Consider the following 25,689-nt stretch of genomic DNA (forward strand, 5'->3'; position numbering starts at 1 on the left):
ATGCGTTTAATAGTGAAAAAAATTCCATTTATTGCGTTTTCTGTATTGCTGACCATTATTTTGCTTCAGGGATGTAAGGCACAAAGCACAGATTTTGAGGCAATTTATCCGCCAAAACGGGAATTTAGAGCTGTCTGGATCGCCACGGTCGATAACATCGACTGGCCTAGCAGTAAAAATCTTGTGCCCGATGAGCAACGTAATGAGTTTTCTGCACTGCTTGATTTTCATAAGCGGACCGGGATGAACGCAGTTTTTGTGCAGGTCAGGGCGGCAGGAGATGCCTTTTATGCGAAAAGTTCGGAGCCATGGTCGGAGTGGTTAACCGGGCAACAAGGCCGGAAACCAGAGCCGATGTGGGATCCTATGGAATTTATGATCAAGGAATCGCATCGACGCGGATTGGAATTTCATGCCTGGTTAAATTTAAACCGCCTGGTTCACAAGTCTTCTAAAAGTGTTTCTTCTGAAAACATAAGCCGACTGCATCCTGATTGGATTTTAAGTTATGACGGATATAAATTATTTAATTTTGGTATTCCGGAAGTTCGCCAGTTCATTACTGAAATTGCCGTAAATGTTGCTAAAAACTACGATGTTGACGGAATTCATTTTGACGATTATTTCTACCCCTATGCCGTTGCTGGCCAGGTGATCTACGATGATGCGACTTTCAGACAATATGGACGCGGATTTACTAATAAAAATGATTGGCGCCGGAATAATGTGGATTTGCTCGTTAAACAGATCCATGATGCCTTGATGGAGGTTAACCCGAAAATTAAGTTTGGGATCAGTCCTTGCGGCGTCTGGAGAAATAAAGGAACAGATTCCGAAGGCTCCAAAACGTATGGTGCACTTGCTTCGTATGACGACCTTTATGCTGACAGCAGGAAATGGGTTCGTGAAGGCTGGGTCGACTATATCGCGCCACAAGTATATTTCTCTTCGAAATTTGGAAAGGTACCGTACAAAAATCTGGTTGATTGGTGGACCGAAAACTGTTATGGGCGTCACTTTTATGTTGGACTTGGCGCATACCGGGTGGGTGGAAAAGAGAAAGATACGCAATGGGCTAATCCTAATGAACTGCCTAATCAGATAAGATATTCCCGGGAAAATGAAGCCGAAGGGACGATTTTTTTCAGCTCTCGTTCTCTGAAAAATAATAATCTTGGTTTTGTTGATACATTAAGAAATAATCTGTTCCGTTATCCTGCGCTGGTGCCTACAATGTCCTGGAAAGATGCTATCCCGCCGCTAACGCCCAAAAGCCTGAAAGCAACCTTGCTGAACAACGGACTTGAATTATTTTGGGAAAAACCGGATCCCGCAACGGATGGTGAGACGGCTACGTACTATGTGATTTATCGTTTCGAGCCTGACGAAAAGCCTACTGCCCATGATCCGAGAAAGATAATAGGTATGGCATTTGAAGGTGAAAAATTTGTCGATATGACTATTCAGGTTGGGGAAAGATATGTTTATTACATTACAGCTGTTGATAGGCTGCACAATGAAGGCCGCCCTATTGGACCATTAAAAGTTGAAGTGCTTGACCAGAAATTACAGCGGTTTTAGATTTTCAAAATTTAGCTGAGTTACAATTTTCCAATTTGAAGATTCCGAGGCAATCAATTTAGAAAGGTTTTTGTTATTTCAAATGATACAGCTTTCTAAAAAAAATTACATACAGACCGCATGAGTAACGAAATACAGTACAAATATCGTCCGGAATATCTTTCTATCTCAGCACCAAATAAATACAACTCCGAAACGCTTCGGACTGAGGAAATGGTGTTGAATATGGGGCCTCAACATCCCTCTACGCATGGTGTATTGCGGTTGGAAGTGGTTACGGACGGTGAAGTAATAGTTGATGTAGTTCCGCATCTCGGTTATCTGCACCGCTGTTTTGAAAAACATGCAGAAGCTTTGCCTTTCAACCAGATTATTCCATATGTAGATCGTCTGGATTATGTAGCTTCCATGAATTCTGAACATGCTTATGTCATGGGTGTTGAAAGAATGCTGGGTATTGAAAATGACATTCCTAAAAGAATTGAATATATCCGGGTTGTTGTAGCAGAACTAAACAGGCTTGCTTCTCACTTTGTTGCATTAGGGACCTATGCCATGGATATTGGCGCTTACACTCCTTTTCTCTGGATGATGCGTGATCGTGAACAGATCTTGCGCCTGTTAGAATGGGTGAGCGGAGCTAGAATGCTTTATAATTATATCTGGATCGGCGGTTTGTTTTATGATCTTCCGGTTGGCTTTGAAGAACGGTGTGCGGAGTTTGTAAAATACCTGAAACCTAAACTAATTGAGCTCCAGCAGCTCGTTGTCGATAATAAAATTTTTATTCAAAGGACTGCAAATGTTGGCGTACTTCCGTTGCCAGTTGCGATAAACTATGGCTGCACAGGCCCAATGATGCGTGGCTCCGGTTTGCGCTACGATCTTCGTCGTGTTGATGGATACTCAGTATATCCAGAACTTGATTTTGATATACCAATCGGAGAGGGTAAAATGGGAACTGTCGGTGACTGTTGGGATCGTACCTGGGTTCGTGTTGTTGAGTGCTGGGAATCAGTAAAAATTATTGAGCAAAGCCTTGAACAGTTGCAAGGAGATCATAAGCGGACACCTTCATTTGATCCACAGGCAATGGTTCCGAAAAAGATCCGTCCGAAAGCAATGGATTTTTATACGCGTGGAGAAAGTCCGAAAGGGGAATTAGGATTTTTCTTCCGTACCGACGGTCGTTCAGATATTCCGGTACGATGCAGAGCCCGATCATGTTGTTTCCATAATTTGTCTGTAATCGGAGAAATGGCTAAAGGAGCCTTGTTGGCAGATCTGGTGGCGATTATTGGTACAATTGATGTAGTTATGGGTGAGGTTGATCGTTAATAAGATATATGTAATTGCCAAAATTCGGACTTTGGTTATTTAGAAATGGCTCCTTGGGAGCTACCTGTTTATAGAAAAATGCGGTAAGGCTTGAAGTCCTGGCTCCACCGGAGCCTCCTTGAATTTCCAGGATACTCCGAATCCGAAGGAGTGAGAATTACAAATTCAGCAATCTAATGCTATAAACAGGTTGCTCCTATCGAGCGATTAATCTGACAATAATTTTGGTCGATAATTAAATATCTATTTGTTAAAAGAAAAGAGTGACCCACCGGCCACTCTTTTCTTGTTTATAACTTGTTTGGAAAAATCTTAAACTTCTTGTGCAACACCAACTAGGTCATGTTTTGCAAGAAATTCAGCGATTTGAACTGTGTTTGTCGCTGCACCTTTACGAAGGTTATCAGCCACTATCCACAAGTTCAAAGTTTTAGGCTGAGATTCATCACGACGGATACGACCAACGAAAGTTTCGTCTTTTCCATGTGCGGTTAATGGCATTGGATAAAGGAAATTTTTTGGATCATCCTGTATAATTACGCCTTCCGCCTCGCTCAAAATCTGACGAACTTCTTCCAGATCAAACTCATTTTCAAATTCGATATTAACAGCTTCAGAGTGACCGCCGATTGTAGGAATACGAACAGTTGTTGCTGTAACCGCAATACTATCGTCGCCCATAATTTTCTTCGTCTCATTCGTCATCTTCATTTCCTCTTTGGTATAACCATTGTCAAGGAAAACGTCGATATGCGGCAATACATTTAAGTCAATCGGATGGGGATAAACTTTTGATACGCTGCTATCACCAGAACGTTCTGCAAATAGCTGATCAACTGCCGCTTTACCAGTACCAGTCACAGATTGATAAGTTGAAACTACAACACGTTTGATTTTATATTTTTGGTGTAACGGATTCAAAACCACCACCATCTGAATGGTTGAGCAGTTTGGATTCGCTATAATTTTATCTTCTTTTGTCAGTGTCACCGCATTAATTTCTGGTACTACGAGTTTTTTCGTAGGGTCCATTCTCCATGCAGATGAGTTGTCAATAACGGTAATTCCGGCCGCAGCAAATCTTGGAGCCAGTTCCAGAGAAGTACTGCCACCTGCTGAGAATATCGCAATTTCAGGTTTAGCTGCAATGGCATCCTCAAATCCGATTACCTTAATCTGTTTACCCTTGAATGTAACTTCCTTACCAACAGATCTTTCAGATGCAACGGCCAATAATTCCGTCACCGGGAAATTACGCTCTTCGAGCACTTTGAGGATTTCGCCGCCCACCAGACCGGTAGCGCCTACTACTGCGATTTTCATTCTAAAACCAGGATTAATGTGATTTGTAAAATTGTTGTAACTCAACGGATTCGGGCAAAATCTGCCAGATCTGAAAAGTGGTGCAAATTTACGAGGATTTTAATAAGAAATGATGTTTTTATTGTACAAATGCGTTGGATGATAAATTTGAGAATTTCAGTTTGTAGAAAAATGAAGTTGATTATTCCATAATTCATATGTCACCCCGTTGGGGTTTTAGAGGATTCAGGTTCGTAATTTTTCTATAATAATGTCATCCCTTCGGGATTGTGAGAAGGGCGAATTGTTGTACACGAAAAAATAAATCAGATAATTGAATTTCGAAATGAAATTTTATATCGGAAAAAACCACAACCAAATTTCCTTTTATAATCAAGGTTGAGATTTTGATAAAAAATAAGTGAGCATAAATATTCTTTCACATCACAATCCCGAAGGGATGACATTATTATAGTAGCTCATTATGCAAGGATTTTCCCTAACCCGGAACGGGTGACATAACCTTGGCAAAATCATAATTACCATCAATTAATCTCTCCTCAATATTAAACACATTTACTAAAACAGCACAATCTCCAAAGGTGTAACACAATAATCCATAGGCACATCAAAGGCATCAATATCACCGATTTCGTCCACCGGATCAAAAAATGATAATCCTATTTTAACAACATCTGGCCTGCAATGCGCCAAAAACCGATCATAGTAACCTCCTCCATAACCAACCCGAAATCCTTTTTTATCAAATGCTAAAAGTGGTAAGAACACAGCATCAATATCATTTGGTAACACTTTAAGTGAAGTTTCCGGATCTGGCTCCGGAATTTGCCATTGATTATTGATTAGTATGGTTTTAGGGGTTAACCGATAATGTTCCATTTCCCTGGTACCCGGAATAATCCGTGGAGAAACAATTTTTACCTGATCAAAACTTTGAAGAAAAGAAATAATACGCCAGGTATCAATTTCATTTTTACCGGTTTGGGGTAGAAATATGTGTATTTTTCTGGCTACACTGCTTTTGAAAAAAAGCGCACAATTTTTTAAAATAGCTTCGTTTTTTTCTTCAATCTCATTTTCCGAAAGCTCCTTTCGCTTTTTTAAAAATTCGGAACGCAGAAAGGATTTTTTCATAAAGCAGTGCACAAATTAATGGTGTGAAATGATATTGGGCGTCAATATTAAAAAATTTATCCAGCGATGATTTACATTTTATGATAAACCGGGTAGATCAGGTTTACAGTTGCTTTTTAAAAGATAATAATTCAACTAAGGCATTGCAAAATTTGAAAGAATGAATGATAAATTCAAACTAACTTCCTGTTCTGTTTCGCCTTTTCAGTCTATTATTTGTACTTTCACCGTCGCATTTCAATATCTTTAACTTTCGAATAGTAAATAATAATCATGAGCAAAATTAAAGTTGCAAATCCCGTAGTAGAATTGGACGGAGATGAGATGACTCGTATCATCTGGAAGTTTATCAAAGAAAAACTTATTTTACCATACCTTGACGTAGATATTAAATACTACGATTTAGGTGTTGAATATCGCGATGAAACCAACGATCAGGTTACGATCGACGCTGCGAATGCGATTAAAGAATATGGTGTAGGTATCAAATGCGCTACTATTACGCCTGACGAAGACCGCGTAACTGAGTTCAATCTGAAACAAATGTGGAAATCTCCAAATGGAACGATCCGTAACATTTTGGATGGAACTGTTTTCCGTGAGCCTATCGTAATGAGCAACGTACCTCGTCTGGTAACAAACTGGACTGCTCCTATCATCGTTGGCCGCCACGCTTTTGGTGATCAGTACAAAGCAACAGATTTCGTTGTACCAGGAAAAGGAAAACTTACCGTTAAGTTTGAAGGAGAAGACGGGCAAGTAATTGAGCACGAAGTATATCAATTCCAGGGACCGGGTGTTGCCATGGCGATGTATAACGTGGATGAGTCGATCCGTGGATTTGCGCGTTCTTGTTTCAATGTAGCAATGGGCAAAGGATGGCCTTTATACCTTTCTACAAAAAACACCATTTTGAAAAAATACGATGGTCGTTTCAAAGATATTTTCCAGGAAGTTTACGATGCTGAATTTGCAGGAAAAGTACACTACGAGCACCGTCTGATTGATGACATGGTTGCTTCTGCACTTAAATGGGAAGGTAACTTTGTTTGGGCTTGTAAAAACTATGATGGTGACGTTCAGTCAGATACAGTTGCACAAGGATTTGGTTCTCTTGGTTTGATGACTTCTGTTTTGTTGACTCCGGATGGACAAACACTGGAAGCTGAGGCTGCACACGGAACGGTGACACGTCACTACCGCGAGCACCAAAAAGGAAGACCAACTTCTACAAATCCAATTGCTTCAATTTTTGCATGGACGCGTGGACTTGAATTCCGTGGAAAACAAGATGGCAACCAGGAGCTTATCGATTTCTGCCAGACTTTGGAAAGAGTTTGTATCGAAACGGTTGAAAGTGGAAAAATGACAAAAGATTTGGCTGTTTGTATTCATGGAAACAAAGTGAATCACGGAGAGCATTATCTTTATACAGAGGAATTCCTTGAAGCGATTAACGACAATTTGCAAGCTGCGTTAGCTTAATATAATTGAGGTAAACACTTTTATAGCCGTCAGTTCTGCTTAGAGCTGGCGGCTTTTTTGTTGAATTTATTTTCAGAACGCGGATACTTTTCAGACTTAGAAAAAACTTAGAACTCCTATTTTCAGATACAAGATTTGTATTTTAAACTACATTTGGACTCATCTTATCCTACTTGTAAACTTGTTCAAAGCCGTTTCATTTATTTTTTTCTTTACGATCTGCGAAACCTTTTGCTTGAATATTCAGGCGCAGGTAGTCGTTCCGGCACAATCTTCCATGCGTGTGGAAACGAGTGTTATGCCGGATATCTCCGGCGTTGTGGAAAAGGCGGAAGAGAAGGATATCATGGACATTATTGGCCAGCTGAAACGAAAAAGTAAAAGAGATTCATTGGCAACCAGGTATAAACAGCCGCGAAGGGTACAGTATTCGATGGTACCAGCGATCGGATATACGCTTTCGACTGGTTTCGTGGGTTTGTTAAGTGCCAATGCGGCGTTTTATGTAAGCGATTCCGCAACAACAAATATTTCCAGCGTCAGCACCAGTTTTAATTACTCACAGTATAATCAGATTACGATACCCATTCAGGCGAATATCTGGACTAAGGACAATGGTTACAATGTGATTATAGAATGGCGGTACTTCAAATATCCTCAGGACACTTATGGTTTGGGAGGTCATAGTTTGCTGGAAAATGCGGATCGAATAGATTATTCTCATATCCGGCTGCACCAAACGGTGTTGAAAAATATTACAGGTGCATTTTATTTAGGCGTTGGCTATCATCTTGATTATCGCTGGAAAATTAAACAGGAAGGAATCAACGAAGATGTTTCTGCTTACGGGTTACCCTCAAAATCAGTCTCATCGGGCATCGTTGGCAATGTCTTATATGACAGTAGAAAAAATTCAATCAATCCAATAGGCGGTGTGTACGCCAACGCCCGTTATAGAAATAATTTGAAAGTTCTGGGCAGCGATACACATTGGGAATCACTCGTTCTGGAATTTCGGAAATATGTGAATTTCCCAAAAGGCAGCCGAAATACGCTGGCATTTTGGGATTTTAACTGGCTGACGTTATCTGGAAAACCGCCGTATCTGGATTTGCCTAGCACCAGTTGGGATCCATCAAATAATACCGGGCGAGGATATATTCAGGGAAGGTTCAGAAGTCCGAATATGCTATATTTCGAGTCCGAATATCGGTTTGTATTAACGCAAAATGGATTATTGGGTGGCGTCGTTTTTGGTAATGCGCAAAGTTTTTCCAACTGGCCGACCCAAAAATTTAATAAAATAGCCCCCGGTGCAGGTTTGGGTATCCGAATAAAAATAAATAAAACTTCAAGGACGAATATTGCTGTTGATTATGGCTTCGGGACAAAAGGTTCACGTGGTTTGTTTGTAAATTTGGGAGAGGTTTTTTAAGAAAAGTGTGTTAGGAACCTGTCGATTTAACAGAAATATTATCCAGCAAATAGTACTTGATTTATTATGATCGCTTCTATTGAAATTCAGAATTATCGTAATCTTAAAAACATCAACATTGATTTGACGGGACAGTTAAATCTCATTACCGGAAAGAATAATACCGGAAAAACCAATTTCCTCGAATCAATTTTTTTCTACGCTTCACAGAAAGAAATTCATTTGGCAGAGCGGATTGTTATTAATGATCAGGCAATAGATTTTGTTCCAGACGACGAGATTTTGAGCCCCCAGAATGTTAAGTTTATAAGGGCTCATTCGAGTATTCAAAGTCTGCTTCACGAAAATTCTTTTGACTGTTTTACTAATTTAATTACTGAGAAGGCTGTTAATTTTTTAAAGAGAATTGATGACCGAATTTCAGAAGTTGACTTTCTTGCTGATAATCTGCGTAACCCGATTGCGACTTTTAAGGATGGGAAAACCGTCGCACTGTTACGCATGGGGAGTGGCGTTCATCGAATTCTTACAATTCTGCTGGCATTAAGCACTTCGAAAAATGGCATTGTCCTGATTGATGAAATTGAAAATGGTTTTCACTACGGTGTCGAAGAAGAGCTTTGGGCGCTTATCTCAGCCATTGCAAAGGATCAGAATATCCAGGTATTTGCTGCCACGCACAGCATCGATACGATCAGAGCTTTTGGAAAAATAATTAATGACGAAAACGAGGCCAAAGTACCAGGCTTGCTGATAAAACTTGAAAACATTGACGGTATCATTGAGTCTTTGACTTTTGATCCCGAAGAGTTAAAAGTTATCTTGGATAATTCGATTGAGGTTAGGAAATAAATGATTGAATATCTTCAAATTAAGTGGGCAATCATCTTAAATTCACCCCATACAGTTATCCCAAACATTTTATGGATGATCATAATGTATAATTTTGCCTATTTTACTGGGTAGTTATAATTCATTTGGAATACAGTTAAGAGCAAGTGACAAAATTTACATTAAATAGAAAATTAATATTATAATACTTGACAATTCAGGCGGTTAGAAAATTAGGATGTGAGTAATGAGTGTCAATTGCCAGCAAATTATTTTAAGTATAAACTAAAAATAGTTTGAGGATATACTATTAAAGTTACAACTATCACGGCAATTTATAGGTCTTGATAATTATAGCATTTCTTATTATAAATCCTTTTACCATAAGCTACTTGCATTCATGAAACAATACAGTTGGTTTTTTTTCATCTGCTTACTATCACTATTCAGCTTCGAAAGCTGTGAAAATGATAATCCTGAGATTGGGGATTCAAAATTGCCAAAATGTAAAAACCTTGGTGGTCATTTGATAGAGTATCAAAAGATTAAAGATGAGAAAGCATCAATTGAAATAAGGGTATCTAAATATAATGGTGTGAATGACACAATTTACCTTATAAATTATCCTAAAAACGTGTATAAATATTTTGATGCATGTAATCTTCCTAATGAATTCAGGAAGGATAGTTTGCAAATTAAATTTTCTGGCACAGTATATATTCCAAAGGATCATGAAAAAATTAGCATAGGATCGCTACCTATTCAACTATCTAATATTCAAATAGATACTTCTATATGATATAAATTCTTACTCTGTTAAGAAGAAACTCTTGTGTTGATTGATCGATTATTCTTATCATTCGGAAATAGTTTTTCTCAGGCATATATTCTTTTTTTTCTTTAAGACCTCCTATTTCTTCAACTCTTCCAAAAAAGCAGTAACTTTGCGGGCAATTTGTTGATGCAGGTCGCAACTTATTCAGTTTCAGCGACCAAGTCTTCAAGCCCTTTATTTTCATTTAACTTAATTCTTGTTGCAATGTCCGCAGTAGCAGAGCAAACCCAGGTGCTGGCCGACCGTATCAATGCCCTCGAAGAATCTTCAACGTTGGCAATGACGAAAATGGCCCGTGAATTGGCAGCCCAAGGCCACAAAGTGATCAGTCTGAGCGTGGGAGAGCCAGACTTCAAAACGCCCGCATTTATCTGTGAGGCTGCCAAGAAGGCAATTGACGATGGATTTCATGGATATTCACCGGTAGCAGGTTACCCTGACTTACGAAAGGCGATTGCTGATAAGCTTAAGCGCGACAATAATATAGATTGGAAACCTGAAAATATTGTAGTTTCTACGGGAGCTAAACATTCTCTGGCCAACGTGATCCAGGTTTTAGTTAATCCGGGCGACGAAGTGTTGATCTTCGCTCCTTACTGGGTTAGTTATTCCGAAATGGTAAAACTGGCGGAAGGAAAATCTGTGATCGTAGAAGGTGCTTTTGAAAACGGTTTCAAAGTTACGGCTGCACAAATGGAAGCTGCTATTACGCCTCGTACGAAAGTGGTGATGTATGCATCTCCAAATAATCCAACCGGTGCTGTTTATTCAGAAGCTGAGTTGAGAGAAATTGGTGCTGTTTTGGAAAAACATGAAGGAATTTATGTTTTGGCTGACGAGATCTACGAATATATCAACTTCACAGAAGAAGGACATTTCAGCATGGGATCAATTCCTGCTTTGAAAGATCGTGTGATTACCGTAAACGGCGTTGCAAAAGGATTCGCTATGACGGGATGGAGAATCGGATTTATCGGTGCTGCAAAATGGATCGCCGACGGTGTTGAGAAATTGCAGGGGCAAGTTACTTCGGGAACAAATTCAATTGCTCAAAAAGCGGCTACCGCTGCTTTTAACGGGCCTTTGGATACGACAATAGAGATGACAAAAGCATATGCCCGTCGGCGTGACCTTGTTGTTGGTTTGCTGAAAGAAATTCCTGGTTTCAAAGTAAATGTACCGGATGGAGCATTTTATGCATTTCCTGATGTGAGCTATTATTTCGGTAAATCGGACGGAACAAATCTTATCAAAGATTCGGACGATTTCTGTAACTGGTTGCTGAATAATTCTTACGTTTCTACCGTTGCTGGATCAGGTTTTGGTGCTCCAAATTGCATCCGGATTTCAACAGCAGCATCTGACGAATCATTAGCAGAAGCAGTACAAAGAATCAAAGATGCGGTTGCAACTTTGAAATAATATAGAATAAATTTATTGACGGGCCTCATGGATTTTCAATACCATGAGGCTTTTTCTTTTGATAAGCGAATTACATTTATCAATTTCTTGTTGAAAGGAGAACAACACCATAATTTCTGAAATTTCAAAAAGCCGACTGCTGATAGCCGAAAGCCGACCGCCAATTCACCATGAGCAAATATTATTTTTTAAAGGTTAAAGAAATAGAGAAAGAAACAGAAGATGCAGCTACAATCCATTTTTGGCATCCTTTGAATGAAGTAGTACCTTATCGTCCGGGACAATTTATTACGCTTCTTTTGCCCGATGGAGACAAAAAAGTGCGGAGATCATACTCTATGTCGAGTTCTCCTTACACTGATGTTTCCCTGGCCATCACGATTAAACGTGTTCCTGGTGGTTTTGCCTCTAATTACTTACTGGATAATGTAAAAGTCGACGACGTGCTCGAAGCCATGGAGCCCATGGGAATATTTTTTCCAAAACAGGAAGATGACCAAACCCGTCAGGTTGTTTTTATTGGTGCAGGAAGCGGAATCACGCCTTTGTTCTCAATTGCCAAATCCATTCTGATGGTGGAGCAGGAAAGTGAAGTTGTACTAATCTACGGAAGCCGTACAGAATCGAGTATCATTTTTAAGGAAAAAATCAGGGTTCTTGAGGAAAAATATAAGGAGCGTTTTAAAGTGATTTATACGCTTAGCCAGCCGGAAGAAAATTGGCAAGGCGAGCGTGGCCGTTTGAACAAAAGCCATATCTTAAAAATTATGGAAGGTTTGCCGGATTTAAAGATTAATGAAGCCGAATTTTTTCTATGCGGACCGGAAGATATGATGGAAGAAGCAAACCGAGCTTTGGCCATACGCGGTGTAACTTTAAATAAAATAAGACAAGAGAGTTTTTTAACAGCCACCACACCAAGTCACGGAGAAGTAACTTTGGAAGAAACAGATGATTCACCGAAAACGCACGAGATTACGCTCTTTTATGAAGGAACGGAATACAAAGTGCCTGTGAAACCTTTCGAAACGGTTCTGGAAGCTGCGATGAATATGGATATTGATCTTCCGTATTCTTGTCAGGCGGGTATGTGCACCGCCTGCATGGGCCGTTGCGTATCTGGAAAAGTGCAGTTGGATGAGGAAGATGCCTTGTCAGAAGCAGAATTAAACGAGGGTTTTATCCTGACTTGTGTAGCGCATCCAATGAGTGATGATGTTGTGATTGAGGTGGAATAACTTCTAAAAAGTAATTGAAATGCGCAGTGCTATACAAAAGGATATCGACGTTCCTCATGTATAGCACTGATTTTTTGCCGGTAATTCGAGGTAACTTTGTATGATATTTAACAAACAAATATCGGCAAAAGAAATACCATGGAAATAGGGATTGATAGTTTTGCTGCTATGTTCAGCGGCGATTCGGTAACTGCAATCGATGATGTCGATGCGATGGGTCAGTTCCTGGAAAGAATAGAACATGCGGATCATTGTGGACTTGATATATTTGGGATTGGAGAACATCACCGAAGAGGATTTCTCGATTCAGCGCCTTCAATGATACTTGCCGCCGCTGCTTCCAGGACAAAGAAAATACGTCTGACAAGCGCAGTGACAGTTCTGAGTGCTGCTGATCCGGTACGGGTTTTCCAGAATTTTGCCACCCTGGATTTAATCTCAAAGGGCAGGGCCGAAATGGTGGTAGGCCGTGGCTCTTTCACTGACGCTTTCCCATTATTTGGATTAAACCTGCAAGACTATGATAAGTTATTTTCTGAGAAACTGGATCTGCTGCTTAAAATCCGGAAAAATGAATTTATAACCTGGTCTGGCAAGTTTCGTCCTGCGTTGCAAAATCAGCCCATTTATCCGAGACCCTTACAGGAAAAAATACCAATTTGGTTAGGTGTGGGTGGTACGCCTGAATCTTTTATCCGTGCCGGTATGCTGGGTCTGCCCTTGATGGTAGCTGTTATCGGTGGAGAAACACATCGTTTCCGGCCATTGGTTGATCTGTACAGAGAAGCAGGAAAGAGAGCAGGTTTCAAACCGGAAGAGCTTCAGGTTGGTCTGCATTCGCTTGGTTATGTAAGTGATTCGACGGAAGAAGCGATCGAAGAATTTTTCCCGGGATATTCCGAATCATTCACTAAAATCGGGAAAGAACGTGGCTGGCCGCCGATGACAAGAGCTCGTTTTGAATCCCAGATGGGGCCAGAAGGTGCCTTATTAGTGGGTGGGCCAGAAGAAGTCGCCGAAAAAATTCTTCGTCACAGCGAAGCACTTGGCGGTATATCACGACTTACATTTCAAATGGACAACGCTGGAATAACGCATGAGAAACTGATGAAATCGATTGAAATCATCGGACAGAAAGTTTCGCCATTAGTCAACAAAAAATAAGTGATGTATAAAAACAGACCGGCTTGATGCATTACCTTGCAACAAGCCGGTCTGTTCATTTGTTACCTTTTAACCGGTGCTGGCGGTGCCGACGGAGCTTTTGGAGATGATGCGGGAGCAGGCGCTGCTATGGCAGGTTTCATCTTCGCTTTTGGTGCTTTGGGAGGCCTTGGTGGTGTAGGATGCAAATCTTTAAGTCCTAAAGATGCTAATCCCATATCCGCTCCAATTTTGTCTATTTTGTTACCTAGATCTTCCATTTCTTTCTGGACTTGCCGATAGGGTTCTCCCGCTTTTTCTGCTTCCTTCAAGTTATTAGCGAGGTCAGCGTTTAGTTTGGTAATAACCTGTTCCTGAGCTTTAATCTGCTGTTCAAAATCGGCCAGTTGTTTTTCCAGGTCGGCTTCGTTCAATTTTGTTTTGGATTTACTATCTGGATGTAGCAAAGCAGAACGCTTTTCAAGTAAGTTCTGGCGGATTTCATTGGCGTTATCTTTCTTCCACTCAATTTTTTCCCGATCCCTGTCAAAGTGCTCAACGTCAAATTGCTGCTTTTCCATTTCAAGTTGCAGCTCATGCATACGGCTTTGCAGCGGCTCCATTTGTTTCTGTAAAACAGCCATCTTCTGATGGAATTCATTCATCTTACTTTTAAGAGAATCGTTCATCAACAGAAATTCTGATCCATCAAAATCTTCATTAATGTTTACATTGATGTTTTCATCGATCTCCGGTATTTCAATATTAGTCTCCTGTTCAGCATCCACGACTGTCCTGTATTCATCTCTTACAGTAACATATTTAGATTGTCTTGAAGCAACCTGATGTGTCTTTGCTTTTGCCTTTTTCTTTTTAATTGTATCCTGTCCAACGGCATAAACAGAAACACCGATCAATGCAGCAATAAATAACATCGTAACTGGCAAGCCGCCAAAGATCCTGGCCGACTTGGGAGCAACGCCCAATACGCGTTTTACACGTTGTAATAAAAGTGGTTTTTTAGAAGCAAAAGCCATAGCCAATGAATGATTTGTTTTAAATTCGGCAATTCCTACTAGTGCATGAGCCAATGAAAGGCGATCTCCGCATGCTTCAATGGCCAGGTCATCGCAGCAATGTTCACGTTCAATCCGAACTCTTTCAGATAACCACCAAAGTGCCGGGTGAAAGAAGAAGACCACTTCTACAAAAGATTGCAGCATATTAACCAGATAATCATGGCGACGGATATGCGCCAGTTCATGGGCCAGAATGGCTTCGATCTGAGCTGTTGGAAAACCCAGCAATAATCCAATCGGAATTAATACTACCGGCTGCAAAGTCCCGATCACCATCGGTGTCAGGATTTTCGAAGATTCTTTAAGTTCTATGGATTGATAAACTTTTAGTTTCGCTGTCAAAACGCCAAATCTGGCTCTCCATTCCTTATTCATGACTAGCTTTGAATTGTGGCGAAGATATTCTGTATAAATCCATCCGCCCAGAAATCTTACGACCAAAACAGCCGCGCCAATAAGCCAGCAAATAACAAGTTCCTGGATATGCGTCGTGAGCCAAAGCTGAACTTTCGAAGTCAGTGAAAGTTCGTAAGTTAATGTTTTCCAGTCAGCAACGTTGTGTGCTGTATTCTTAAATGCATTGCTTAATACTTTGGGCGTTGTATTGAGGTAATAATAAAAAAACGTAACAACTGAAGAGATAACCTGAGCGGAAAGAGCCAGAATTCCTACATTATACCGTATTGCAGCCGGGCTTTTTTTTAACAAATAAAGACCAATACTGGCAATCAAAACCAGTAAAGCACCCTGCCATAAGGAATGAACCAGCATCCATCCAAAGGAAGAAACAAGCGCGTCAGAGAATAAATTGAAAAATGATTTCATGGCTATTTATTGTTTTCGAGGTTATTTAACAATTCACGAATTTCATCTAATTCTTCCTTTGAGGTCGAATGATTGCCCAAAGCCTGCATAACCAAACGTGCAGCCGAACCGCGGAATGTTGATTCAACAAATCGGCCTAGCAAATCCTGCTGCGTTTCTTCTTCGTCTAATAAGGCTACATAAATGTGAGAGCGACCGTTTTCGGTTCTATACAAAACGCCTTTGTCATGCATAATCTGCATCAGTTTAAGCGTCGTTGTATAACCTGTGTCTTTGGATGCGGAGAGGAAATCATGAACTTGCCTCACAGTAGAAGGGCCTTCTTTCCACAAGTAGTTCAAAATTTCGAGTTCAGATTCTGTTGGTTTTATGATCATGGCTAATAAAATTTTAGTAACTTGATTTTCAATTAAAAGGCTGATTTGGCCATGTACGATTTAGTTCGTATCAAATGTCTACGAAAATATTCGTATTTGCAAGAGTCTATTACGATTTTTTTCGTACTTAACATAAAAATCAATTTTAATAATGTAAAATATTGATTTACAGATAAATAAAAATGCCGGTAGAATATCTCTACTGGCATTTTTATTTATTTTAACAAAATTAATATTTAAAATCTTGAAAATCAGGATCCTAAACGTAAGTATTCAACATGACCGGCATCACCAGCATAAGAATATCTTCATTTTCTTCCTGATCCACCGGAATAATTAAACCTGCACGGTTGGGTGCAGAAAGTTCGAAAGTGATGGTTTTGCTGGACAAGTTTCCAAGTACCTCAATAAGGAATTTCGCATTGAAACCAATTTCCATGGCATCACCGTTATATTCGCACATCAAACGTTCATTCGCTTCATTTGAGTAATCAAGATCTTCCGCAGAAATTACAAGATCATTCAGAGACATTTTCAAACGAACCTGGTGTGTGGTACGGTTTGAATAAATAGATATCCGCCGCAACGAGCTCAGAATTTCCATCCGGCCGATCGTCAATGTATTTGGATTGTTTGTTGGAATCGCGTTTTCATAATCCGGGAAACGCTCATCGATCAAACGACAGATCATACGGATATTTCCAAAACTGAAAAATGCGTTTGAGGCAGTAAATTCAGCTTTTACAGGAACATCGTCAGAAGGCAGACAAGATTTAAGCAAATTTAAAGCCTTACGCTGAATGATCATCGAAGTATCAACATCCGATTTGATATCAGAACGGCGATAGCGCACCAAACGGTGGCCATCAGTGGCTACAAATGTTGCATTTTCAACACCCATCTGAACAAAAACCCCTGTCATAGCAGGTCTCAGATCATCTGTACTGGTTGCAAACAATGTATTGGCGATGGCAGCTCCCAAGGCGGAAGAAGACAGATCAACCGATTGTCCGCGGTTTACAGAAGGTGTTTTTGGGAAATCGATCGGGTTTTCGCCAGACAATTTATAACGTCCGTTATCCGAGATAATTTCTGTTCCGAAAGTCTCGCTATTTACCTGAAGCGTTATAGGTTGTTCAGGAAGTCCGCGCAATGTATCCAGCAACAGTTTTGCAGGAACAGCGATAGCGCCTTTCTCTGTGGATTCCACTTCAATTTCAGTAATCATAACCGTCTGCAAATCAGATGCAGTAACAGTCAGGCGATTACCTTCAAGGGAAAGTAAAAAATTTTCTAATATAGGTACGATAGGGTTCGTTGAAACGACACCATTAATTGCAGACAGTTGCTTGAGCAGTACCGATGACGAAACGACAAACTTCATAATTCGTGACGGAAGTAGTTAATTAAAAAATATAAAAAATCCAGGCAGGTCCGGAAATCTGTCTGGTAGGGAACAAAAGTAAGAAAAAAAACGTACTCTGCCGACTTATTATCAGGCAAATTTACGCTTGCGGATATAGTAGCGGATTGCACCAAAAATACCTAGCAAAACCAGCGGCAACAGCAGGTTCAGTGCCTGCCAGAATTTCTTGTCTTTATGCACAGCAATCTTGTCCAGAGCCCGGATACTGATCTGTTTACTCCGTGAATTGATGATCCCGTTTTCGTCTGTCATATAATCCAGCGCGTGCATAACGAAATCTTTATTGCCAAAAATATTGGTTGAAGCGCGGTCGTAACCTAGTGGAAGCGGCGTATTTCTGCGGTAATCAAAGTCATTCACAACAACGTCGCCATCAGCACAAATAATAATTTTCCCCTGCCCTGTTGACTTGAAAGTTTTGGAACGCGGATCGTTTGGTAAAATCCTGTTTTCAAAAAGCGAATTAAAAGAACCTTCTAAAAGAACGGCTGCCAATTTTACTCCACCTTTGTATTCAGAAGGATCGGGTTGCTGACGCGCTTCGTTATAGCCAACCAAAGCAGGCGTATTAACAAGATTTGTATACGGCGAAGTCATCAAAAGCGGAGTTTTATGAATTCCTGGTGCGCCTCCTACCGTATCCAGAGAACTTAAAAACCGGGAATAAACGGCATCCGTATTTCTGGTAATAGGACTTGGGCCAAAATTATTCAGTATAGGAAAAAACCGCCAGGGAACAGCTTTGATCTCGGGTTCATCACCCATATTTCCAACGTTCATTGGAATTGTTGCTGAATTTAAATCCTTTACGAGATTATTATTGATCCGTACTCCCCATTTGAAAAAGAGATCATTCAGGTTTAAATCAAGCGGTTGTACATAATTTCCTTCCAGACTTACACTATCCACTTTGGCACCGTCAACAAAAAAAAGTGCTTTGCCACCTCCGATCACGTATTGATCCAGTTTATATTTTTCTTCCTCAGAAAACGGAACATCAGGTTTTAAAATCATCAAAGCATCCAGTCCTTCATAAGTTTCAGGATCATTGACTACCATGAATACATCATAACTTTGCTGCATGGTGGCGATCAGATCGCTGAGCCTCGCCGGGGAAAGTTTTTGGGTATGATTTACAAGTAGACCAACTTTCTTTTTAGCGGGATTATCAAGCACGCGAATCGCGGAAGCCAATTGGAATTCTACGTTTTCGTAAGATTGATTTAGCTGCTCTTCCGGAGAGCTGCTTTTATTTCCTTTCAAAAGCTGAACTGGAATCCCAAGCGTGTCAGCCTGAACGATGGCTCCCGGAAAAATCAGTTTTTCCGTACGTTTTCCATCTTCGTTGGCAAAAAGATTTGTCGGCGTTAATCCGCGATCAACCAGATTTTGATATTGTTTTTTCCGTTCGTCTTCGGTCGCTGCGTCAGAAGGATCCGAGAATTGAAATGATAAATGTCCGTTGGAATAAGTTTTAAATTCTTCAAGTGTTTCGCGGGTAGCACTTTCCAGACGTTCAAAACCAGGAGGAAAATCACCGGAAAGGTAGACGTTCACGATTACGTCTTTGTCCAGATTGCTTAATAACTGCTTGGTTGCGTCAGAAATGGTATATCGCTTATCTTCTGTCAAATCCCAGCGGAAAAAGAACAGCGAAGCCAGCCAGTTGAGTCCGGCCAGGATGATCAATACAAATAAGTATCTGAAAATTGTTTTTTTCATGAAGCAGTAACGCCCGTTTTTCAGCAAAAATATAAAAACTAAACGGAGTTATCGCGGCAGGCGATTATTTCTTGTATTTACAGCTTTTATTATCAGCCGATTGGTAGTATGATTTGTAGTTGGAAGCTTTGGGATCCATACATCCTTGCAGATTCAGGATTTCGATATCTTTAAAATCAATCGGGTGACTTTCAGCCTGTAAGGCAATATAACCGCTGGTTAATGGCGTCCCATCTTTTTTGATCCATTCTTCGGCATTGCTGAAATGTCCGGCCTTGAAATCGTGATCTTTTCCTACATAACCACCGCCGATTTTAGGTTTGGTAAATGTAAAAACAACATCACCATTGATGATATGATGAACAATAGAATCGCCCAGAACAATTGCCTCGGCAGAAACCCACTGATCACCATCATAAGTTTTGGAAGTGGAATTGATACAATGTGCCTGATCGATTTTGCCATTAACCTCAACGATTGTACCCGGCGTACAAAGATTTCCTGTGGTGCGTTCTCCGGCATTCAATCCTCCTAAATATTGCATTTCCAGGGAAACGGGGAAATCCTGATTAAGTCCTAAGCTGGCAGCAGACTGTGAATGAAGCATAATTCCACTATTGCGAACATTCCAGGAAGCCCCGCCCGGAACCTGATTTCCTGTAAAACGATATTTCAAACGTAAACGGTAATGAGAATATGGTTTGTTATAATAGATGTGGCCATATTCTGTGCTGAAAGTTTTGTATTCCTTATAATTCACCCGGATCATGCCGTCCTCGACGATGAAGGTGTTTTTATAATTGTCGTTGACCTTGTGTCCTGCTATTTTAATATCCCAATTTTTCAGATCCTTTCCATTAAATAAGGATTGCCACTCTTCTTTGTCAGGGTTATTTTGGGCGAAGGTCGTGTAGGAAAGTAGAAGGAAAAGAGATAGAAATTTGCAGAATTTGGGCATAATCGAATATTGTTTGTTTCGAAAAGGTAATGAACTAACTTTCCTACTGGAAAATGTCAGCAATTAAGATTGATCTTGACCGGCTCAATAGAACCTCCTGTTTATAGAGAGCTCGTTAATCGATAATTCCCTGGCTCCATCGGAGCCTCCGTATATTTCAAGGAAACTCCAAAAGGAGTTATATTGATGCCGAGATACTTCGGGCTATAAACAGGATGCCCTTACCGGGCGCTTGTCAAAATACAATAGTGATTATGAAGCAAGAACCACAAGTGCCGGAATTATTACAGGAAGCTTTCAATCGTTTTTCTACTTTGGAAACCGAAGAAGAAAAGGCGGAGTTTTGGAAGGAGTTGGCTAAAAATACAAGTGGATTTTCACCTGAAATTCTTAACCAACTTTTATTGGATGGAGTATTAAATTTATCAAAAAGGGTAAAAGCCCTGCACCAAACGGTGAAAGAAAAAACGCCCGCCTGACTATCTCCTTTTTCTCCGCTGTTTATCTTTTGGAGCCGCCGTTGAAAGCTTGCTTCTTCTCGAAGAAGATGGTTTCCCGGAATCTCTTGAAGAAGATCCACGGGAACTTCGCCCGCTTTTTTCATCAAACCCACCACCATTTCGGGAACGGCTGGATGATGTGTGACCGGCCAGATACAGATCCATACTTCTGCGCGCCAGATTTGTATCTTTTACCTGCACTTTGACAGCATCGCCGAAGGTGTAAATCTTTTTTGTCGACTGTCCGATCAGGCGGTAATTTTCCTTGTCATAGTCGTAATAATCATCACCTAAATCCGTCATTCTTACCAAACCTTCAGAAGCCGTTTCTGTTATTTCAACAAAAATTCCGAACTCGGTTACGCCGGTAATGATACCATCAAAAACACGATCTTTATCCATCGTGCTCATGAATTCTACCTGCTTGTATTTTATTGAAGCACGTTCCGCATCAGAGGCAAGTCTCTCACGTTCAGACGAATGTTTGCAGGCTTCTTCATACGGATCGTCATTTACATTTTCGCCCCCGTTTAAGTAATGCTGTAATAGACGATGCGCCATCACATCAGGATACCTGCGGATTGGTGAAGTAAAGTGTGTATATCTTTTGAATGCAAGTCCAAAGTGACCCAGATCTTCAACGCTATATCGCGCTTTCGCCATCGTTCTCACAGCCAAAGATTCGATCAGGTTTTGTTCCGGTTTTCCTGCCACGTCCTGTAACATACTGTTCATGGATTTCGCAATCATTTTCTCATCGTCCACTTCCAGTTCATGTCCAAGTCTGGCAACAAATGCAGCAAATGTTTTCAAACGATCTGCATCGGGTGCTTCGTGTATACGATAGATCATCGTATTTTTATCCGGCCCTTTGGAAAGAGAATAGACAAATTCAGCAACCCGTTTATTCGCCAGAAGCATAAACTCTTCAATAAGCTTATGCGAATCGTGACGTTCTTTTTGATAAACACCAAGCGGTTTTCCATTTTCATCCAGACGGAAACGTACTTCGGCAGTTTCGAAATTGATCGCTCCGTTTTTAAAACGTTCTTTCCGAAGAATTTTGGCGATACCGTTCAGCAACGTCAATTCATTTGGATAATCACCTTGGTTGGTATCCAAAACCTGCTGCGCTTCTTCATACGAATAGCGGCGTTCGGAATGGATAACTGTTCTTCCAAACCATTCTTTTAAAATTTCCCCTTTCGGATTTAATTCAAAAATAGCTGAAAAAGCCAAACGGTCTTCATTTGGGCGCAGTGAACACAGATTATTCGACAACTTTTCAGGAAGCATCGGCACAGTACGATCTACCAGATATACCGAAGTAGCGCGACGGAATGCTTCTTTTTCCAGCTCCGTTCCCGGGCGCACATAATGCGATACGTCAGCGATATGCACGCCAACTTCCACATTTCCCTCGTCCAGATAACGCACCGAAAGCGCATCATCAAAATCTTTTGCGTCAACCGGATCAATCGTAAAAGTTAAAGTCGCGCGCATATCGCGGCGCTTCAAAATCTCTTCTTTTGAAATGGTATCCGGAATTTTCTGAGCCTCTTTTTCAACAGATTCAGGGAATTCGTATGGCAAGCCAAATTCAGCCAGGATAGCATGCATTTCTACATCGTTTTCTCCTGCCTGTCCTAAAACATGCACAACTTCACCTTCCGGCTGCCGGGTTCTCGTCGGCCAGGTAATCATTTTGATAATCACCTTGTCGCCATTCGAAGCACCGTGAAGCTGCTCCGGTTCCACGAAAATCGGGTCAAATAATTTTTTATGATCAGGCTGAACCACAGCATATTTCGGCCATACTTCAATAATCCCGACGATTTCTTTTTGTGATCTTTCAACGATTTCAACAACACGGCCTTCCACTCTGGTTTTTCCAGAATCTCCGCGGCTCGTTTGTTGTCTTCTTCCTGATTTGGAAAGGATCTGAACCTTCACGATATCACCATCCCAGGCGCCGTTCAGCAATTCAGTTTCCACATATATATCATCCGGCCGACCTTCAATGATCACAAAAGCAAAACCTTTGTTTACGCGATCGACGCGGCCAACCAGACCCGGATCGGCCTGTGGTTTGTTAGGAGCGGCTGTAAACGTCCCGTCCACATTAGAACGGATCTGGCCGGATTCCTGAAGTTCGTGTAAAATCTCGTTAAAAAGCGCACGGACCTTCCGGTCTTCGACGCCAAAATGCGCGTGTACATCAAAAGGACGAAAGGAATGTTCACTATTTAAATCGAAAAAAGCGGCAATATCTGCTTTCAAACTATCTATATAGGAAACAATGCCATGCGGCGCTTTGACTATTTTGTTTTCTTTAAATTCTTTATTTGGTTTTTTCTCTCTCATGAAGTTTATGAGTAATTGTTGTTTAAGGAAGGTGGAATAATCATCTTATTAAACATCGATTTATTCCACTCTTGTAATATTTTCAGTGCTTACCGGCTGAAAGGAATGCATCCTTAGATATAATTGTGCCAGCACAACCACGTCTTCTCTGCAATATCGGCAAATTTTTTCGAGATTGTTTTCCTCGTAATAAACGCGCGTGACCTGATCGCCGCTCATTTCATTTTTGCTGCCGGGAATATCAAAAACCGCAGCCAGCAAATCGAGCGAAGTATAACTCTTGTAATCACCGAATTTCCAGAGTTCCATGGTATCCTGATGCAGGATTTCCCAGGGTTTTTTACCCGCAATCTGCAATGCTTTTGGAATTTCAATGCCCAGGATCAGCATACGGCGACAAAGAAACGGGAAGTCAAATTCTCTGCCATTATGTGCGCAAAGAATTAATTGCTCTGCCGGATATTTTTCTATTAATGCTTTAAATTCAAGCAAAAGCTTACCCTCATCTTCGCCGGAGAAGCTGCGGACTTTGAAGGCTATCTCATTATTTTCATCCCAATAGAAAGCACCGAAAGCGATGCATACAATCTTGCCGAATTCTGCATATATGGCACTCCGGTCATAAAAATATTCTTCATTGGACACACTCTCATCACCTTTTCTCAGCGTGGTCGCTTTCTTGTCCCAAAGCTTTTGCATCCGCTCTGGAAGCTGTTCATACGAAGCGTATCCTGCTACGGTTTCAATGTCGAGAAGAAGGAAATTTTTTGCCTTGCGGCGAAATTCATCTGTCATAGTGTGTTATTGATTATCCGCTAGTCGTGCAGGACGCCCTCCAGTCCCAGCGGCTCGATTTCAATGATATTGTCCTCCACGATACTGTCCGGTACGAAAATAAACTTTTTATCGTAAATCTGATTTCCAAGGAAATAGCTGATCCAGAACTCGTTATTCAGGTGGAAAACTTCCGGCATAATCGGTTCAACTACGACATGATCCTGCGCCTTGATTTCCGGGAAAAAGTGACGCAAAGTTGACGTTTTTATTCCTGCATTTTCACCCGATTCGGTATTTCCATATCCTTTGGAAGTAACAAAAACGCCGGTGATCGGCTGATTATTTTTATTGAGCACAATGACATTCCACTCGGCCTCATTTAATTCGTTTATTTTACGAACAATAGCAACCTTCACACCTTCCACCGGATGAAATATAATATCCTTCTTCATTCTTTTTCTAAATGCTTAATTTTCTAAAATATCTGTTTTTGAATAATATAGATTTGTCCAGTTCATTTCAAAAAGACTACCTAAATGATTTTTCAGACGTGACGAAACTTCATCAAAGTCGACTTCGTGACCAAGTTCCTGAGAAATCGACGTAACGGCTTTGTCTTCGATCCCGCAAGGAACGATGTTTCCAAAGAAGGCCAGATCCGTGTTTACATTTAAGGCAAAACCGTGCATCGTAACCCAACGGCTCGCTTTTACACCCATTGCACAAATTTTTCTTGGCTTTTTCTGTTCAACAAAGTCCAGCCATACCCCCGTCAATCCGCTGATCCTTCCTGCCATGATATCATAATCGGCCAGGGTAAGAATGATCGCTTCTTCCAGCGTCCGCATATATTTATGAATATCTGTGAAAAAATTGTCAAGATCAAGAATCGGGTATCCAACCAGCTGACCCGGACCATGATAAGTAATGTCTCCGCCACGATTGATTTTGTAAAATTTCGCCTGTTTTTGGCTCAGATCTTCTTCATTCAGTAACAAATGATCCAGTTTGCCACTTTTTCCCAGAGTATAAACATGCGGATGTTCACAGAAAATTACACGGTTTGGTGTAATTAATTGTTCGTCAGCCGGAAGTGAACGGTTTTGCGTTTTTATCGAAAGCGTCTCCGCAAAAAGTTTCTCCTGGTAATCCCAGGCCTCCTGATAATCGATCAGACCTAAATTCTGGAATTCTGCTTGTTTACTAATGAGGGTATTCATGTCTGAAGAAAATCAATTTGATCACGGAAAATATCAAATCAAATGGTTTGAAACAAATTACGCCTTTCCGGCTGTGGAAAATCAATGTCTTATAATGCTTGTCTAATCGAAGATCGATTAAAACACATAATCGATTTGGAATTTCTTTTACTTACTATACAATAACACTATTTTGTACTAAAAATGTTCGAATGGCTATACACAACACAACCGGAAGCTGGGGCGAAACTCAGGCAACGACCTTTTTGGAAGGAAAAGGTTATGAAATTATTGAAAAAAATTACCGCCACAAACACGCAGAAATTGACCTGATCGTCAGGAAAAACAAAACGTTGATTTTTGTCGAAGTGAAAACCCGAAGCGGCACAGGTTTCGGTATGCCGGAGGAATTCGTGAATTATACCAAAGCGAAGTTAATCATGAAAGCGGCAGAAAATTACATTTATACCAAAGACTGGCATTTTGATATTCGGTTTGATATTATTTCAATTTTAATTCTTTCAAGCGGCGGGATCAATATCAAACATATTGAAGATGCATTTTCGTGAGTCAGTATGTTTTTGTTGTTTTGGAGTATTAGGATAGTCTGGATTCTATGTTAAAAATATGAACCCCAATTATTGTTAGGAGTTTATGGAATTTCCAGGAGACTCCTACGGAGTCGGGAATCCGCCAG

General features: G+C 40.6%; 22 protein-coding genes. 11 read left to right on the forward strand and 11 right to left on the reverse strand.

Features of this window, described 5'->3' with window-relative positions; translation table 11 throughout:
• A complete protein-coding gene (locus tag L0657_RS14045; protein WP_235151447.1) occupies positions 1 to 1,581 on the forward strand; it encodes a glycoside hydrolase family 10 protein in 1,581 nt (526 codons plus the stop codon).
• Between the two features lie 120 nt (positions 1,582 to 1,701).
• Positions 1,702 to 2,919, forward strand: coding sequence for an NADH-quinone oxidoreductase subunit D (locus L0657_RS14050; protein ID WP_235151448.1), 1,218 nt, complete (start codon positions 1,702 to 1,704; stop codon positions 2,917 to 2,919).
• A gap of 312 nt (positions 2,920 to 3,231) precedes the next feature.
• Here L0657_RS14050 and L0657_RS14055 read toward each other — a convergent pair whose 3' ends face one another.
• Positions 3,232 to 4,242, reverse strand: coding sequence for an aspartate-semialdehyde dehydrogenase (locus L0657_RS14055; RefSeq protein ID WP_235151449.1), 1,011 nt, complete (start codon positions 4,240 to 4,242; stop codon positions 3,232 to 3,234).
• A gap of 558 nt (positions 4,243 to 4,800) precedes the next feature.
• A complete protein-coding gene (locus tag L0657_RS14060; RefSeq protein WP_235151450.1) occupies positions 4,801 to 5,376 on the reverse strand; it encodes a 5-formyltetrahydrofolate cyclo-ligase in 576 nt (191 codons plus the stop codon).
• Between the two features lie 273 nt (positions 5,377 to 5,649).
• Here L0657_RS14060 and L0657_RS14065 point away from each other — a divergent pair, with 273 nt between their 5' ends.
• The 7 genes from L0657_RS14065 (at position 5,650) to L0657_RS14095 (ending at position 13,786) form a co-directional block, all read left to right on the forward strand.
• Positions 5,650 to 6,861: an NADP-dependent isocitrate dehydrogenase gene (locus tag L0657_RS14065; RefSeq protein WP_234651032.1), complete on the forward strand. Its 1,212-nt coding sequence runs from the start codon at positions 5,650 to 5,652 to the stop codon at positions 6,859 to 6,861.
• A 235-nt stretch (positions 6,862 to 7,096) separates the two neighbouring features.
• Positions 7,097 to 8,296: a hypothetical protein gene (locus L0657_RS14070; protein WP_235151451.1), complete on the forward strand. Its 1,200-nt coding sequence runs from the start codon at positions 7,097 to 7,099 to the stop codon at positions 8,294 to 8,296.
• A gap of 66 nt (positions 8,297 to 8,362) precedes the next feature.
• Positions 8,363 to 9,148: an ATP/GTP-binding protein gene (locus tag L0657_RS14075; protein WP_235151452.1), complete on the forward strand. Its 786-nt coding sequence runs from the start codon at positions 8,363 to 8,365 to the stop codon at positions 9,146 to 9,148.
• A 379-nt stretch (positions 9,149 to 9,527) separates the two neighbouring features.
• A complete protein-coding gene (locus L0657_RS14080; protein ID WP_235151453.1) occupies positions 9,528 to 9,926 on the forward strand; it encodes a hypothetical protein in 399 nt (132 codons plus the stop codon).
• Between the two features lie 240 nt (positions 9,927 to 10,166).
• Entirely contained in the window at positions 10,167 to 11,384 is a 1,218-nt protein-coding gene (locus tag L0657_RS14085; RefSeq protein WP_235151454.1) for a pyridoxal phosphate-dependent aminotransferase, read from the forward strand.
• Between the two features lie 170 nt (positions 11,385 to 11,554).
• Entirely contained in the window at positions 11,555 to 12,622 is a 1,068-nt protein-coding gene (locus tag L0657_RS14090) for a ferredoxin--NADP reductase (protein ID WP_235151455.1), read from the forward strand.
• 138 nt (positions 12,623 to 12,760) lie between these two features.
• Positions 12,761 to 13,786: an LLM class flavin-dependent oxidoreductase gene (locus tag L0657_RS14095; protein ID WP_235151456.1), complete on the forward strand. Its 1,026-nt coding sequence runs from the start codon at positions 12,761 to 12,763 to the stop codon at positions 13,784 to 13,786.
• A gap of 62 nt (positions 13,787 to 13,848) precedes the next feature.
• Here L0657_RS14095 and L0657_RS14100 read toward each other — a convergent pair whose 3' ends face one another.
• The 5 genes from L0657_RS14100 to L0657_RS14120 all read right to left on the reverse strand — a co-directional run bounded on the left by L0657_RS14100 (position 13,849) and on the right by L0657_RS14120 (position 20,152).
• Positions 13,849 to 15,669, reverse strand: coding sequence for a M56 family metallopeptidase (locus tag L0657_RS14100; RefSeq protein WP_235151457.1), 1,821 nt, complete (start codon positions 15,667 to 15,669; stop codon positions 13,849 to 13,851).
• A gap of 2 nt (positions 15,670 to 15,671) precedes the next feature.
• Positions 15,672 to 16,046 (reverse strand): BlaI/MecI/CopY family transcriptional regulator, encoded by a 375-nt coding sequence (locus L0657_RS14105; RefSeq protein ID WP_234651019.1) that lies wholly within the window; start codon positions 16,044 to 16,046, stop codon positions 15,672 to 15,674.
• A gap of 259 nt (positions 16,047 to 16,305) precedes the next feature.
• Positions 16,306 to 17,430 (reverse strand): DNA polymerase III subunit beta, encoded by a 1,125-nt coding sequence (gene dnaN, locus L0657_RS14110; protein ID WP_090340695.1) that lies wholly within the window; start codon positions 17,428 to 17,430, stop codon positions 16,306 to 16,308.
• A gap of 111 nt (positions 17,431 to 17,541) precedes the next feature.
• Positions 17,542 to 19,194 carry a gliding motility-associated ABC transporter substrate-binding protein GldG gene (gene gldG / locus L0657_RS14115; protein WP_235151458.1) on the reverse strand — a complete coding sequence of 551 codons (1,653 nt, stop codon included), beginning with the start codon at positions 19,192 to 19,194 and terminating at the stop codon, positions 17,542 to 17,544.
• A gap of 64 nt (positions 19,195 to 19,258) precedes the next feature.
• Positions 19,259 to 20,152, reverse strand: a complete 894-nt coding sequence (locus L0657_RS14120; protein ID WP_235151459.1) for a DUF1080 domain-containing protein — start codon at positions 20,150 to 20,152, stop codon at positions 19,259 to 19,261.
• Between the two features lie 254 nt (positions 20,153 to 20,406).
• Between L0657_RS14120 and L0657_RS14125 the strand changes: the two genes are divergently transcribed.
• Positions 20,407 to 20,631, forward strand: a complete 225-nt coding sequence (locus tag L0657_RS14125; RefSeq protein WP_235151460.1) for a hypothetical protein — start codon at positions 20,407 to 20,409, stop codon at positions 20,629 to 20,631.
• On the opposite strand, the gene rnr is transcribed toward L0657_RS14125, so the two are convergent.
• From rnr to lipB, 4 genes are read right to left on the reverse strand one after another with little or no spacing between them, the layout of a single operon-like run.
• Positions 20,632 to 23,016, reverse strand: a complete 2,385-nt coding sequence (gene rnr / locus L0657_RS14130; RefSeq protein ID WP_235151461.1) for a ribonuclease R — start codon at positions 23,014 to 23,016, stop codon at positions 20,632 to 20,634.
• Between the two features lie 60 nt (positions 23,017 to 23,076).
• Positions 23,077 to 23,811 (reverse strand): 3'-5' exonuclease, encoded by a 735-nt coding sequence (locus L0657_RS14135; protein ID WP_235151462.1) that lies wholly within the window; start codon positions 23,809 to 23,811, stop codon positions 23,077 to 23,079.
• A 20-nt stretch (positions 23,812 to 23,831) separates the two neighbouring features.
• A complete protein-coding gene (locus L0657_RS14140; protein WP_090340679.1) occupies positions 23,832 to 24,245 on the reverse strand; it encodes a hypothetical protein in 414 nt (137 codons plus the stop codon).
• 15 nt (positions 24,246 to 24,260) lie between these two features.
• Positions 24,261 to 25,013 (reverse strand): lipoyl(octanoyl) transferase LipB, encoded by a 753-nt coding sequence (gene lipB, locus L0657_RS14145; protein WP_235151463.1) that lies wholly within the window; start codon positions 25,011 to 25,013, stop codon positions 24,261 to 24,263.
• Between the two features lie 191 nt (positions 25,014 to 25,204).
• Here lipB and L0657_RS14150 point away from each other — a divergent pair, with 191 nt between their 5' ends.
• On the forward strand, positions 25,205 to 25,561 hold the full coding sequence (locus L0657_RS14150; RefSeq protein WP_235151464.1) for a YraN family protein: 357 nt from the start codon (positions 25,205 to 25,207) through the stop codon (positions 25,559 to 25,561).
• The last annotated feature ends 128 nt before the right edge of the window (positions 25,562 to 25,689 follow it).

The organism is Dyadobacter sp. CY345 (genome assembly GCF_021502725.1).
Lineage (GTDB): Bacteria > Bacteroidota > Bacteroidia > Cytophagales > Spirosomataceae > Dyadobacter.